This is a genomic window from Nitrosomonas halophila (genome assembly GCF_900107165.1).
In the GTDB taxonomy this organism is placed as follows: Bacteria; Pseudomonadota; Gammaproteobacteria; order Burkholderiales; family Nitrosomonadaceae; genus Nitrosomonas; species Nitrosomonas halophila.
In genome coordinates this window covers 1-12,892 of sequence record NZ_FNOY01000025.1, presented here as the reverse complement: position 1 = coordinate 12,892, position 12,892 = coordinate 1, and the positions used below count along the sequence as shown (strand labels likewise).

Here is a 12,892-nt window from a genome sequence, read left to right as displayed (position 1 = left end):
AGCCGGCGCTCCAACACCATACCCGTTTATCCATGGACTATTTGCCAATATTTCTCGATCTGAAGCAGCGGAATTGTCTGATCGTTGGCGGAGGGGGTGTGGCCGCCCGCAAGACTGCCTTGCTGCTCAAGGCCGGTGCGTGCATCAACCTGGTTGCACCAGCGCTTAACGATGAATTGTCTCGGCTGTCAAAGACCGGCGGGATCGTACATATTCCTGCCACCTTTGATCCCGACCATTTGCATGGCATGGCACTGGCGATTGCCGCCACCGATGATCACTCTACCAATCAGGCGGTTTCCCTTGCGGCCAGACAAGCCGGCATTCCTGTCAACGTAGTTGACAATCCGGCTTTGTGCACATTCATCATGCCCTCCATCCTGGACCGCTCACCAATTCTCGTGGCCATTTCCAGCGGCGGCGCTTCGCCGGTATTGGCGAGAATGTTGCGTGCACGCCTGGAAACCCTGGTCCCGGCGGCCTATGGCAAACTGGCGGACTACGCCGCCCGGTTTCGCGAACAGGTCAAACAACACTTCACCCATTCCGAACGGCGGCGCCTGTTCTGGGAAAGAATGCTGCAGGGGCCCTTTGCGGAAATGGTCTTTTCCGGCAAGGAGCAGGCAGCAGAGCGCTATCTCCTTGCCGCCCTAACCCAGGAACACGACTCGCCACCAAGTGGCGAGGTTTATCTGGTGGGGGCCGGTCCGGGCGATCCTGATTTATTGGCCTTCCGTGCCATGCGCCTGATGCAGCAGGCCGATGTAGTCGTCTACGACCGCTTGGTCGCACCCGCCATTCTCGACATGGTCAGACGCGACGCGGCCCGCATTTATGCCGGAAAAGCCCGCAATCAGCACACCATGCCGCAAGCATCGATCAATGCGTTATTGGTAAAACTGGCGCTGGAAGGCAAGCGCGTGCTCCGCCTGAAAGGGGGCGACCCGTTCATTTTTGGGCGCGGCGGCGAGGAAATCGAAACACTGTCGCAATACCGCATCCCGTTCCAGGTCGTGCCGGGCATTACCGCCGCTTCAGGCGTTGCTTGCTATGCCGGTATTCCGCTGACGCACCGTGATTACGCGCAATCCTGCATTTTTGTGACTGGCCACCTCAAGGACCACAGCATCGATCTGGATTGGGCCGCACTAGCGCGCCCAAACCAAACTATCGTCGTTTATATGGGGTTGCTGGGACTGGAAGAATTATGCCGGCAGCTCATCGCTCACGGTTTGCCTGCCACCATGCCGGCAGCGATTGTCCAGCAAGGTACGACACCGAATCAGCGTGTCCTGACCGGCACACTCTCGACCTTGCCCGCAAACGCCGCCGCCACACAACTGAAACCACCCACGCTGATTATCATCGGAGAAGTGGTCACGCTGCACCAAAAACTCGCCTGGTTTCATCCCGGGACCGACACGCCCAGCTAAACCGCGCCCAGGCATCTGCCAGGCTACAGGCCGGCTTGGACCCGGCCAGGATGGGATTGTGACGCAAGAAATGGCTGGCAGCCGTCAAAATCAGCATGGGCGGGTACAGCAAAGCCATCCAGTATAGATTCGCCATGTCTTGCCTGTAGCAGGCTTGTCGGTAATGGGCAACAGCGTTTGATGTGCACAAACGCCCCCTACAGGGGCATCCTTCCCCGCCTTGAACGATGAAGCTTGACGCGCATCCTGGTCAAGCGCAAGATGCGTGGATGTGCCGCAAAACCTGCGATAAGTTATGATGTAGTAATCAGGCTGGGAATGGGCCACAAGCCTATTTCCTCATATCAGCAAGTATTTTTTTTGTCATTCAGCGGAGGCCCTCATGACAAACATCATTGGTTTACTCGGCAATGAAGCAGAAAGTCTTCTTGGTCATGTCTGCCAGGGTATCCCCAAGGAAAGCCTGCATACACCAGGACCAGACTTTGTGGATCGAGTCGTTGCGCTCAATGACCGCAAACCGGGTGTATTGAGAAATCTGCAGGCGCTCTACAATCATGGCCGCCTGGCAAAAACCGGCTATCTTTCGCTGCTGCCGGTCGATCAGGGTGTCGAGCATTCCGCGGGCGCTTCTTTCGCACCCAATCCGATGTTTTTCGATCCGGAAAACATTGTACGGCTCGCTATCGAGGGTGGATGCAATGGCGTAGCTTCGACACTCGGTGTGCTGGGCATGGTCGCTCGCCGCTACGCCCACAAGATACCTTTCATACTCAAACTCAACCATAATGAATTGCTGACCTATCCGAACAGCTTCGACCAGACATTGTTTGCCAGCGTGGATCAGGCATTCGATATGGGCGCCTGCGCGGTCGGTGCAACGGTATTTTATGGCTCCGAGCAATCGCGCCGTCAAATACAGGAAATTTCCGAAGCCTTCGCGCACGCGCATGATTTGGGCATGGTCACCATATTATGGGCCTATACGCGCAACAGCGCCTTCAAAACCAAGGACAAGGACTACCATGTCAGCGCCGACCTGACCGGGCAGGCCAATCATCTGGCGGTGACGATCGAGGCCGATATCGTCAAGCAAAAAATGGCGGAAAACAATGGTGGTTATACTGATCTCAAATTTGGTAAAACCAGCGCCAAGGTCTACAGCGAGCTGACAACCCATCATCCGATCGATCTGGTGCGTTATCAGGTCGCGAACTGCTATATGGGACGTGTCGGCATGATCAACTCGGGTGGCGCATCAGGCAAGGATGATTTGCAACAAGCGGTGCGTACCGCCGTGATCAACAAGCGCGCAGGGGGTATGGGACTGATTTCGGGACGCAAGGCTTTCCAAAAACCGCTTGCGGAAGGCATACAACTATTGAATGCGATTCAAGACGTTTATTTGTCCAAGGAAGTCACGATCGCCTGATAGCTTGTGCGTTACGCATGGCCGTGACGGCTCGTTTACCCGCTTCTGCCCTGAGTCATTTTAAATATGCTTGCGGCTACACAATCACCGGCAAAGCATTTTACCCTCCCTTTTTAGCCAGCCCTGCCGCACTTTTGCGGCAGGATCCATGGCTTCTTTGTTCATTCCGCAGCAAGTTTGACTGAGTATCCGGCTTCACGTATATTGAATTCAACAAAAAGCATTTATTTTTCCTGCGCTCTCGGCCACATCATAGGAGAGGACTGAATGCGAGACACTCCATTTCAATCCCCAGGTGATGACCGACGGCATCGTGCCGACGAGTGACCGGCCCTGCTGCGCCGCTCGCCTGTTTGCGTCGTCTCGTTTGGTAAACGGACTCGTGGAGAGTGGCCGTGGCATTAAGCCACCCCCCCGGTTGAGAAAAGGAGATTTATGCAAGAACGACGGCATCCAGAAAGAATAGTGGCCTTCGTCATGGCAGGAGGACAAGGGACACGCCTGCGGCCACTGACGAGCGACCGCTGCAAGCCGGCCGTGCCGTTCGGCGTGCGTTACCGCGTCGTGGATTTTGTACTGAGCAACCTGGTCAACTCCGGTATTCGATCCATCTACATCCTCGTGCAGTACAAGCCCCAGTCGCTGATCGAACATGTGCGCAAAAGCTGGACCCTCTCCCCGCTGCTACCCGACCAGTTTGTCACGGTAGTACCGCCGCAGCACTGTGGCACCGGGGAGCGCTTCCAAGGTACGGCCGATGCGGTATACCAAAGCCTTGAACTGCTTCGAAGCCACCGTCCAGATCTGGTTGCGGTGTTCGGGGCAGACCATATCTACCGCATGGATGTTGGCCAGATGGTGCGCTTCCATCGCGAGTGCGGTGCGGACATTACCGTCTCTGCCCGGCCGGTCCCTGTCGGGCAGACGGCAGACTTTGGCATCCTGGAAGTGGACCATGCGAACCGGATTCTAGGCTTTGAGGAAAAACCAGTTCGCGGCAAACCCATGCCATCGGATCCAGCCCATGCTTTTGCCTCCATGGGCAACTACCTGTTTAATCCCTTGGTGCTGGAAGAGGTGTTGGAGGCGGCGCATGAACGCGGCGATACGGACTTTGGTCATGACGTGCTGCCGCAGCTGCTGGATAGCCATCGCCTGTATGCCTACGATTTCACCGACAATCGCATCCCGGGTCTCAAGTCTTATGAGGAGGCCGGCTACTGGCGGGATGTCGGCACCTTGGATGCCTATTACGCGGCCCATCAGGATCTGCTTGGCCTGCAACCATGCTTCGACATGTTTAACATGCAGTGGCCGATCTTTTCCAGCTGCTACCAGGGACCGGCCGCAGCAATCTTTGACAGCACCATCGACAACAGTCAGGTCGGTGCGGCCTCCATCGTCAACGGCGCCTCCATCCGCGATAGCATTATTCGCCGCGAGGTTGTGCTCGAACCCGGTATCGAACTCGAGAAGTGCATCATAATGGATCACGCGAAGATCTGCCGCGGCGCGCGGCTTCGGCGAGTGATCGTCGATCGGGACAACATCATCAAAGCCAATTCCGTCATCGGCTTTGATCTGGAAGCGGACCACCAGCGCTATATGATGTCACCAGGAGGGCTGGTCGTGATTCCCAAGAGTCGACTGGACTAAGAAGCTGTTTGGGAATTCCAATCTCAGATCAGATTGCTCAACGCTGTGGCAACTGTAGCGTTATTGTTGCCGAAAAGCATCTGGATGGCCGCGGCCCATTGGGCCTCGCCAAGACGGCGGTTGAAATTGCAGATGGCCATTGTTTTCTGCCGTCTTTGCGAGCACAGCGAAGCAATCCAGTGCAACGTCAGCTTGGCTTCGATACCGAGTCGCTTGCCAAGATGCTCACGGTTTGGAAAAACCATTCGTATCCACATACGTCATACTACGGTACGATCACTCAAGTTCAGCATTTCCAAACAGTTTCTTAGAGGTATCCATCAGTTCTTTAATGGTTTGCGTTTGTCGCGCTCGATCAGGGCATAGGCAGAATGATTATGAATCGATTCAAAGTTTTCCGATTCGACCACATAGGCATCGATACGCGCATCCCGGTTGAGTATTTCAGCAACATCGCGCACCAGATCCTCGACAAATTTGGGATTGTCATAGGCCCTTTCGGTGACATGCTTTTCATCCGGGCGCTTCAACAAGCCATACAGCTCACAGGAAGCCTGCTCTTCGGCAATTTTGATAATGTCTTCGATCCAGACAAAACTGTTGGTGCGCACCGCGATGGTCACATGCGAACGCTGGTTATGTGCACCATAGTCGGAGATTTTTTTTGAACAGGGGCAAAGACTCGTCACCGGCACGACTACCTTCATGGTAAATTCATACTGACCATCATGTCTGATTTCGCCGATAAAAGTCACTTCATAGTCGAGCAGGCTTTTGACACCCGAAATCGGCGCCGACTTGTTGACGAAATAAGGAAAGGTCATCTCGATATGCCCGGAATCCGATTCCAAACGCTCAACCATGGCACGCAGAATACTCTCGAACGATTCGACCGAAATCTCGCGCTCGTAACCATTCAGTATTTCCACAAAGCGAGACATATGCGTGCCCTTGAAATTATGGGGTAGGTTGACATACATATTGAACTGCGCCACGGTATGCTGGATGCCGTCATCCTTGTCCGCCACCCGCACGGGATGGCGAATCGCCTTGATTCCGACCCGATCGATGGCAATCCGTCTTGTATCTTCCGAGCTTTGCACATCGGCGATGGGCAAATCGACCTGTTTATTCATGAGGGTTCCTTCCAGTGAGCTAGCCTTCGAATTGATATTCTAGCAATAGTTGGGATTGAATATTACTATTCTGGGCATACGTGCTATGTTCATCGCGGCAAACCATTCAGAAACAAGTAAACGGCGCACGAAAAAACATGGTGTAGCGATATAACCGAGGAATGATTGCAGCCGTCTGTTACAAATAACCAAGCAGCCCTATTCGCCTCTCTGATACATGCCGGTATGGGCTCCAATTTATGTAGGATTGTTTTCCAGCGGATTGGTTCTCGTCCAGCTGCTTCGGCCATGAGGTCGGACCGGCGGTGATTGATGCTGACCATGCCGGGCAGGGCCAGTATCACCGCAATGCGCTGACACTGCTAAGGGCTCGTTAAGAATAACTTGGGCATACGTTGTTATTACGTATTCGGGAATGATGCAAGGCGCGAGGCGAAGCCGAATGGTCTCCTTTCGCATGCCTCGCAACGCCGCAGATGCCCGAATAAGCAACAACCCCTCGGGCTGGGGCCGCTTTTTGCGCATACCGGCGTATGCTCAAGTTATTTATTAACGGGCCCTAAGGAGTCGCTCATAAATAACTGTAACACTTATTCCTTCACGGCTCCTAAGCCAGCCGCGCCCGCACCGACTGGATGATGCCATGCTTATCCAGGCCGCAATCGGCCAGCATTTGTGCGGGATCTCCCTGATCAAGAAAGGAATCCGGTAAGCCGAGCTGCAACATTTTGACGGCAAGTCCGCGACTGACCAATGCTTCCATCACCGCACTACCCGCGCCACCCATGAGGGTATTTTCCTCGACCGTCACCAGCAATTCATGCTCGGCAGCCAGCTTCTCGATCAGATTCTCATCCAGCGGTTTGACAAAACGCATGTTTGCAACAGTCGCCTCCAGTTCCTCGGCGGCCTCGAGACAAGGTGCCAGCATACTGCCGAATGCCAGCAGGGCGATCCTTTCGCCCTGGCGTCGAATTTCGCCTTTACCTATCGGCAAGGCCGTCATTTCCTGCTCGACCTCGACACCGGGACCCGTGCCACGTGGGTAACGGACCGCCGTCGGGGTGCGCATTTGAAAAGCGGTATAAAGCATCTGTCTGCACTCATTCTCATCAGCGGGGGTCATCACCGTCATGTTGGGGATGCAGCGCAGATAAGTCAGATCGAAACTGCCGGCATGAGTCGGACCATCCGCACCGACCAACCCGGCACGATCGATGGCAAACACGACTGGCAGATTCTGAATCGCGACATCGTGAATCAATTGATCATATGCGCGCTGGAGGAAAGTGGAATAAATCGCCACCACCGGTTTCATGCCTTCGCATGCCATACCGGCCGCGAATGTCACCGCATGTTGCTCCGCGATGCCGACATCGAAATAGCGATCGGGATATTCCTTGGAAAACTGGACAAGTCCAGAGCCTTCGCGCATGGCTGGTGTGATGCCAATCAGACGCGGATCCCTGGCGGCCATATCGCATAACCAGTCACCAAAAATCTGGGTATAGGCCGGCTTGCTGGATGAGGTCTTGGGCACGATGCCTTGCTCGGGGTCGAATTTTCCGACGCCGTGATACAGGATCGGATCCTCTTCCGCGAGCTTGTAGCCCTTCCCCTTGCGCGTGACCACATGCAGAAATTGCGGACCTTCCAACTGTTTGATGTTGTTCAGGGTGGTGCACAGCACGTCCAGATCATGGCCATCGATCGGACCGATATAATTGAATCCGAATTCCTCAAACAGAGTGCCGGGCGTCACCATACCCTTGACATGCTCTTCGGCGCGCTTGGCCAGTTCCAGCACTGATGGCACAACACCGAGCATTTTCTCACCGGCCCGTCGCGCAGTCGCATAAAAGCGGCCGGACATCAACTTGGCCAGATAATTATTGAGCGCACCCACCGGCGGCGAAATCGACATGTCATTATCATTCAGGATGACCAGCAGATTGGCGTCCATCACACCGGCATTGTTCAAGGCCTCGAACGCCATCCCCGCACTCATGGCGCCATCACCGATGATGGCGATGGCACGGCGTTTCAAACCACTGATCTGGGTGCCGACCGCCATCCCCAGGGCCGCGCTGATGGAAGTACTCGAATGCGCGGTCCCAAAAGAATCATAATCGCTTTCATCCCGCCGCGGAAATCCCGCAACCCCGCCCTGCATGCGCAAGCGGGCCATGCCGGCGCGCCGGCTGGTCAAAACCTTATGCGCATAGGTCTGATGCCCCACGTCCCATACCATTCGGTCATGCGGTGTATTGAACACATAGTGCAATGCAATCGTCAATTCCACCGTACCCAGATTGGATGATAAATGCCCACCGGTCGCTGCCACGGATTCAATCAGAAATTTTCGTAGCTCACTGGCCAATTGCGGCAATTGGCTGCGTTTCAGTGCGCGCAACTGTGCGGGAGTGTCGACGCGGTCTAGTAATGGATACATGCAAAGTCAGAAAAAAATTTGTAGCTAAAATCGGATGGTGTAAAGGCCGGTCGCGTAAGCTTAAAACTTACGCTGTATAATGAAATCGGTTACCTGTTTCAAGCGCAAAGCTGAGGATTCGAGTTGGTCCAGCGTCCGGTGGGCATCCTGCTGCAGCGCCTCTGCCAGCTCGCGAGCTTGTTTTGCACCCAGTATACTAACATAGGTCGGTTTGTTGTTTTCCGCGTCCTTGCCGGCCGTCTTACCCAGCGCCGCAGTCGTCGCTTCGGCATCCAGCACATCATCCACCACCTGGAACGCCAGGCCGATACACTTGGCGAAATGGTCAAGCCGTTTGAGCCGCGCATCGTCCAGCTGATTGCCACAGCTGGCACCCAGGGTGACGGCTGCGCGAATCAAGGCACCGGTCTTGTGGATATGCATGAATTCGAGCTCGGGCAGGCTCAATGTCTTGCCGACACTATCCAGATCGATCGCCTGTCCGCCAGCCATCCCGCGCGACCCTGCCGCAAATGCGAGATGTTTGATCATCTCCAATTGTTCATAGGGATCTTCGGTCAGGCGGGACTCCGCGAGCAGCTGGAATGCCAGGCTTTGCAGGCTGTCACCGACCAGCAAGGCGGTTGCCTGGTCGTATTTGACATGACAGGTCGGTTTGCCGCGGCGCAGCACATCATCATCCATGCATGGCAGATCGTCATGCACCAGTGAATAGGCATGAATCAGCTCGACCGCTGCCCCCGCGAGGGTGACCCGTGCTTCGTCCGCGCCGTTCAGCTCCCCTGCTGCAAATGCCAATAACGGCCGCACACGTTTGCCCCCGCCCAGCACGACATAGCGCATCGCGTCATGCAAGCGCTCCGGTGCGCAATTGAGTGCGGGCAGGTGGCTCTCCAGGCAGGTTTCAATCAGTGCGAGCCGTTCAGTCGCCCAAGTCTGGAAATCAGTGCTCATCATGCTCGACGGTGGAAAAGTTTTTCAGCATGTCTGCCTCAAGTATCTTAATCTGCTGTTGCGAATCTTTTAACGTAGCCTGGCAGTATTGTAACAATTCCACCCCGCGTTTGTACGCGGAAAGCGAGTCTTCCAGCGACATCTGGCCAGCTTCCATGGCCGCCACGATATTTTCCAGCTCGGCCGAGGCAGCTTCGAAACTTGCCGGGCGGGCGGAATCCGCTGCGACCGCTGCGTGATCAGGGGATTTTTTTTTCATGCCAACCATGCTCATTACATCGGGAAATAGCGATTGCTTTGCGCCAAAGCCGCAAAAATACGCAATTTACCCCGCCCGGTCAATCATAAAATGAAGATTCATCAGACACATAGACCCCTCCACTGCCTCAGCAGCCCGCGCAAACTGGCAAACACCTGACACATCCCGGGCCGTCAAGCCATGTATTCGGGCTGGCGGACGCTGCCTGATCAATAGCGTATATAGTCACTGCCGCGCGGATCGCTGGCCACACTCGCCTTGCCGGAGCGACGATCGAAATAAATCAGCTGCATGTTTCCCCAGCGCCGGGCCGCTGTCTTGACTGCATGCCCCTTGTCCCCCAGGGCGCGAATCCATGCGGGATCGAACGCATCGGGCTCGAGCACGATTTCATCCGGCAGATACTGATGGTGGTAGCGGACACCGGCGACCAGCTTTTGCGGATTGGTCTGCCCCCGATCGACGAAATCGAGAATCGACAACAACAGCATGCTGATAATGCGCGACCCGCCGGGTGTGCCCGCGATCAGGATGCCCTGCTCATGGGTCACGAAGGTTGGCGACATGCTGGACAAAGGCCGCTTGCCGGGCGCGATCATGTTGGCCCGCCCGCCATGCAATCCATATACATTGGGCACATCGGGCGCAATCGCAAAATCGTCCATTTCATTGTTGAGCATCACGCCGGTCTCCCCGGCCATGAAACCCGATCCAAAGAAGGTATTGATGCTCAACGTGGCAGCAACCCGGTTTCCCTCACCATCCAGAATCGAATAATGAGTGGTGTTCATGCCTTCCCGGCGCTCGGTTTGCACAGTGCCTGCCGCCAAGCAGGACAATCGGTACAACACTTCGGCCGCGAGCGCCGGCCAGCCGCACAGTTCTGCCGCCCGTTCAGGCGCGGTGCTTTGGGGAACCGGCGGTGTTGCCTTGCGCATATCGATAGTCGCCGCTCGCTTGCGAGCATAATCCTTGCTGATAAATTTTTGCACATCGACTTCGACGAAATCGCTGTCACCAAAGTATTTGGCGCGATCCTCATAGGCCCGGCGCATTGCTTCCACGACGAGATGCGCGCGCTCGACCGCGCTCAGCTTGCCGAGCGGGAAACGCTCCAGTATATTCAGTGCCTGCGCCAGCGTCAGCCCGCCAGCCGAGGGCAGGCTGGCAGTCGTAATGTGCGCACCCTGGAAGGCAAAGGACACCGGTTGACGCTCAACCACGCGATAGGCGGCCAAATCCTCAGCGGTCCAGATACCGCCGCCTTGTTCGACCGCACGCACCAATTCCGCCGCGACAGATCCTCGATAAAAACCGGCTTTGCCATGCTGGGCGAGTTTGGTCAAAGTTGCCGCCAACTGCGGTTGACGCAGCCATTCTCCGGGTGATGGCACCTGGCCTCGTGGCAGAAAAACACGCGTACTGTCGGGTTCAGCAGCCAGTTTGGTGCGCTGATTGGCGATCACCCCGGCCAGCCGCTCATCAATGGCAAACCCTGCACGCGCAAGCCGTATGGCCGGCGCCAGGCTTGCCGCCAGCGGCAACCGGCCATATTTCTGCGCGATATGCACCAAGGCCGCAGGCGTGCCTGGAATGGCGGCTGCCAACGCGCCTTGCAGTGCGGCCTGGTGGTCCGGTTTGCCGGCCTGATCCAGATACATCTCAGCATGCGCCCTGCCCGGTGCAGTTTCCCGGCCATCCACCATGACCTCGAATTGATCGCTGGCACGGTGCAGCAACCAGAATCCACCTCCACCCAAACCCGAAGCATAGGGCTCGACCACCGCCAGCGCTGCACCCACGGCCACCGCCGCATCGAAAGCATTACCGCCCTGTTGCAGGATGCGCTCACCCGCCTGGGTGGCAAGCGGATGGGCCGAGACGACAGCGTATCCCGCGTAACCCTGCGCGCCACTGGCAAACAGGCAGAAAAACACCGTGATCCCAATCAGCCGACTGGCATAGCGAAAACGGACAAGCAATCGAATCAATCCTTGCATGGCTGGATATCGGTTAAGTATGAAAACAGAATTTACAGAAGTAGCGCATGACTTGCGTAGAAAAGTTGACCAAATCAGCTGAAGAGTCTAACATACGGGCCTTGTAGCGATAGCCACACATTCCCCGATAGCTCAGTCGGTAGAGCGACGGACTGTTAATCCGCAGGTCCCAGGTTCGAGCCCTGGTCGGGGAGCCACAAAAATTCACACCACTGCATATCCTGGATTGTCTAATTGCTGGACTTGATTGCACCAGCTTCAGGGCGATAGCCAGATTCCAGCATGCTCTCTAGTATCAAACTCAATTCTTGTTTATTGCAGCTGCGTTTCAACCAATTGTACTGGCGCGTGCATTCAACGCAGAATTGTTACGCTGTTAATAATCGAAAACGCTTCGCCTTCTCAGACTTACACTAGCAACTAACCGAAATTCGTGTCGATCTCCGATACCCACCGCATTGTTGAATCGGCCCGTGTCGGTCAAGAAGACATTACAGGCTAATCGATATTTCTAGTGAAGGACTTTGGATGAAGAAGAATTCCGGGATTTTGTTGTTGCTACGGTCTCGGGACCGTGCCATAGCGCATGAATGAAAATTGCAAAATAGCTACGATCAATCAGCGCACCCACTTGCTCGAGTTCAGGAAGCAGCAATGCATGTAATTTTTGCAGATTGTACCAAGGTACACCGGGGTAGGCATGATGCCCGGTGTGATAATTGATGTTATTCCAAAAGAACGAATTCAGTGGATTACTGATGATGGTACGAGTGCCTGCCAATGTTCCAGCATCCCAAGGACAGCCATAATGTTCAGCGATGAATCGCATGCTGTTGAAAAAACCAAAAAATATAAGTGGCCAAAACCACACACTAAACAATTGATTTGCAATGCCTTGGGATGCCGCCCAATCAAATACAGCCCACATCACAACTATGTGAAGCGCTATCTCACCCCAATGGACCAACGCTTTCTTCCCACGCAAGACCTTTAGTGGAAAAATCAATGTAAACTGAATCGCTGTCAAGAACACACCAACGGTTGCGTAAGCATAGAAGAGTATGAAATCGCCTACACCGCGTTTCCCCATCGTGAATGCATCGGGATCTTTCGAGGTGCGATTGTATCTATGATGAATAAGATGATCTTCCTTGAAGGAAGTAAATGAAATAATGAGTGGTATCATCGCGAAAATTCCGAATGCCCAATTCTTCCAGCGAGCTTTAAACAAAGTACTGTGCGTACAATCGTGCATAAAAGTCACGATTCCCATCTGTATGTAGCCCATTCCTAGATAGCACAGCCAAGTCAACACCCAATGGCTTGAATTCCAGGCAATGATTCCTAGCGCAATCCAAATCCCGTAGAAAAGAGGGATTTTTAGATTTGGGATCCGACGATGCTGATAGAGCTGCTTTAATTCCACAGAACTGATTCCAGATTTCATATAAAATTAAAATTATTATTAAAATTTAGTAACTATTCAGCGAAAAAAATGCAAAAAGTGCTTGACAGGGTTTTTGTGTAAAAAAGCAAGATTACCGATACATTTGGAGTTGCCCGTCAGGGC

11 protein-coding genes and 1 tRNA gene are annotated in these 12,892 nt (G+C 54.5%); 4 read left to right on the top strand and 8 right to left on the bottom strand.

The window, feature by feature from the left end; all coding sequences use genetic code 11:
- Positions 1 to 32: 32 nt before the first annotated feature.
- Entirely contained in the window at positions 33 to 1,433 is a 1,401-nt protein-coding gene (gene cysG / locus BLV85_RS07475) for a siroheme synthase CysG (protein ID WP_090413852.1), read from the top strand.
- 382 nt (positions 1,434 to 1,815) lie between these two features.
- The gene (locus tag BLV85_RS07470) at positions 1,816 to 2,865 is read left to right on the top strand and encodes a class I fructose-bisphosphate aldolase (protein ID WP_090413849.1); all 1,050 of its coding nucleotides are present in this window, start codon (positions 1,816 to 1,818) and stop codon (positions 2,863 to 2,865) included.
- 210 nt (positions 2,866 to 3,075) lie between these two features.
- Here the strand turns inward: BLV85_RS07470 and BLV85_RS15160 are convergent, their stop codons facing one another.
- On the bottom strand, positions 3,076 to 3,306 hold the full coding sequence (locus tag BLV85_RS15160) for a hypothetical protein (protein WP_176973968.1): 231 nt from the start codon (positions 3,304 to 3,306) through the stop codon (positions 3,076 to 3,078).
- Here BLV85_RS15160 and BLV85_RS07465 point away from each other — a divergent pair.
- Entirely contained in the window at positions 3,301 to 4,521 is a 1,221-nt protein-coding gene (locus tag BLV85_RS07465) for a glucose-1-phosphate adenylyltransferase (protein WP_090413845.1), read from the top strand. The two genes, BLV85_RS15160 and BLV85_RS07465, sit on opposite strands and share 6 nt — an antisense overlap.
- A 23-nt stretch (positions 4,522 to 4,544) precedes the next feature.
- Here the strand turns inward: BLV85_RS07465 and BLV85_RS07460 are convergent, their stop codons facing one another.
- The 6 genes from BLV85_RS07460 to ggt all read right to left on the bottom strand — a co-directional run bounded on the left by BLV85_RS07460 (position 4,545) and on the right by ggt (position 11,322).
- Positions 4,545 to 4,766, bottom strand: a complete 222-nt coding sequence (locus BLV85_RS07460) for a hypothetical protein (protein WP_090413844.1) — start codon at positions 4,764 to 4,766, stop codon at positions 4,545 to 4,547.
- Positions 4,767 to 4,841: 75 nt separating this feature from the next.
- Positions 4,842 to 5,657 carry a GTP cyclohydrolase FolE2 gene (gene folE2, locus BLV85_RS07455; RefSeq protein ID WP_090413843.1) on the bottom strand — a complete coding sequence of 272 codons (816 nt, stop codon included), beginning with the start codon at positions 5,655 to 5,657 and terminating at the stop codon, positions 4,842 to 4,844.
- 607 nt (positions 5,658 to 6,264) lie between these two features.
- Positions 6,265 to 8,109, bottom strand: a complete 1,845-nt coding sequence (gene dxs, locus BLV85_RS07450) for a 1-deoxy-D-xylulose-5-phosphate synthase (RefSeq protein WP_090413841.1) — start codon at positions 8,107 to 8,109, stop codon at positions 6,265 to 6,267.
- A gap of 60 nt (positions 8,110 to 8,169) precedes the next feature.
- The gene (locus BLV85_RS07445) at positions 8,170 to 9,063 is read right to left on the bottom strand and encodes a polyprenyl synthetase family protein (protein WP_090413881.1); all 894 of its coding nucleotides are present in this window, start codon (positions 9,061 to 9,063) and stop codon (positions 8,170 to 8,172) included.
- A complete protein-coding gene (locus BLV85_RS07440) occupies positions 9,053 to 9,322 on the bottom strand; it encodes an exodeoxyribonuclease VII small subunit (RefSeq protein ID WP_090413879.1) in 270 nt (89 codons plus the stop codon). The genes BLV85_RS07445 and BLV85_RS07440 overlap by 11 nt, the downstream gene beginning before the upstream one ends.
- 209 nt (positions 9,323 to 9,531) lie before the next feature.
- A complete protein-coding gene (gene ggt / locus BLV85_RS07435; RefSeq protein ID WP_090413840.1) occupies positions 9,532 to 11,322 on the bottom strand; it encodes a gamma-glutamyltransferase in 1,791 nt (596 codons plus the stop codon).
- A gap of 121 nt (positions 11,323 to 11,443) precedes the next feature.
- Here ggt and BLV85_RS07430 point away from each other — a divergent pair.
- A tRNA-Asn gene (locus tag BLV85_RS07430) sits at positions 11,444 to 11,519 on the top strand.
- 314 nt (positions 11,520 to 11,833) lie between these two features.
- Here the strand turns inward: BLV85_RS07430 and BLV85_RS07425 are convergent.
- Positions 11,834 to 12,748, bottom strand: coding sequence for a fatty acid desaturase family protein (locus tag BLV85_RS07425; protein WP_245725127.1), 915 nt, complete (start codon positions 12,746 to 12,748; stop codon positions 11,834 to 11,836).
- Between the last annotated feature and the right edge of the window lie 144 nt (positions 12,749 to 12,892).

Coding starts and splice junctions, on each gene's coding strand:
- cysG (WP_090413852.1), top strand. CDS start 33: ATGGACTATTTGCCAATATTTCTCGATCTGAAGCAGCGGAATTGTCTG.
- BLV85_RS07470 (WP_090413849.1), top strand. CDS start 1,816: ATGACAAACATCATTGGTTTACTCGGCAATGAAGCAGAAAGTCTTCTT.
- BLV85_RS07465 (WP_090413845.1), top strand. CDS start 3,301: ATGCAAGAACGACGGCATCCAGAAAGAATAGTGGCCTTCGTCATGGCA.
- BLV85_RS07460 (WP_090413844.1), bottom strand. CDS start 4,766: ATGGTTTTTCCAAACCGTGAGCATCTTGGCAAGCGACTCGGTATCGAA.
- folE2 (WP_090413843.1), bottom strand. CDS start 5,657: ATGAATAAACAGGTCGATTTGCCCATCGCCGATGTGCAAAGCTCGGAA.
- dxs (WP_090413841.1), bottom strand. CDS start 8,109: ATGTATCCATTACTAGACCGCGTCGACACTCCCGCACAGTTGCGCGCA.
- BLV85_RS07445 (WP_090413881.1), bottom strand. CDS start 9,063: ATGAGCACTGATTTCCAGACTTGGGCGACTGAACGGCTCGCACTGATT.
- BLV85_RS07440 (WP_090413879.1), bottom strand. CDS start 9,322: ATGAAAAAAAAATCCCCTGATCACGCAGCGGTCGCAGCGGATTCCGCC.
- ggt (WP_090413840.1), bottom strand. CDS start 11,322: ATGCAAGGATTGATTCGATTGCTTGTCCGTTTTCGCTATGCCAGTCGG.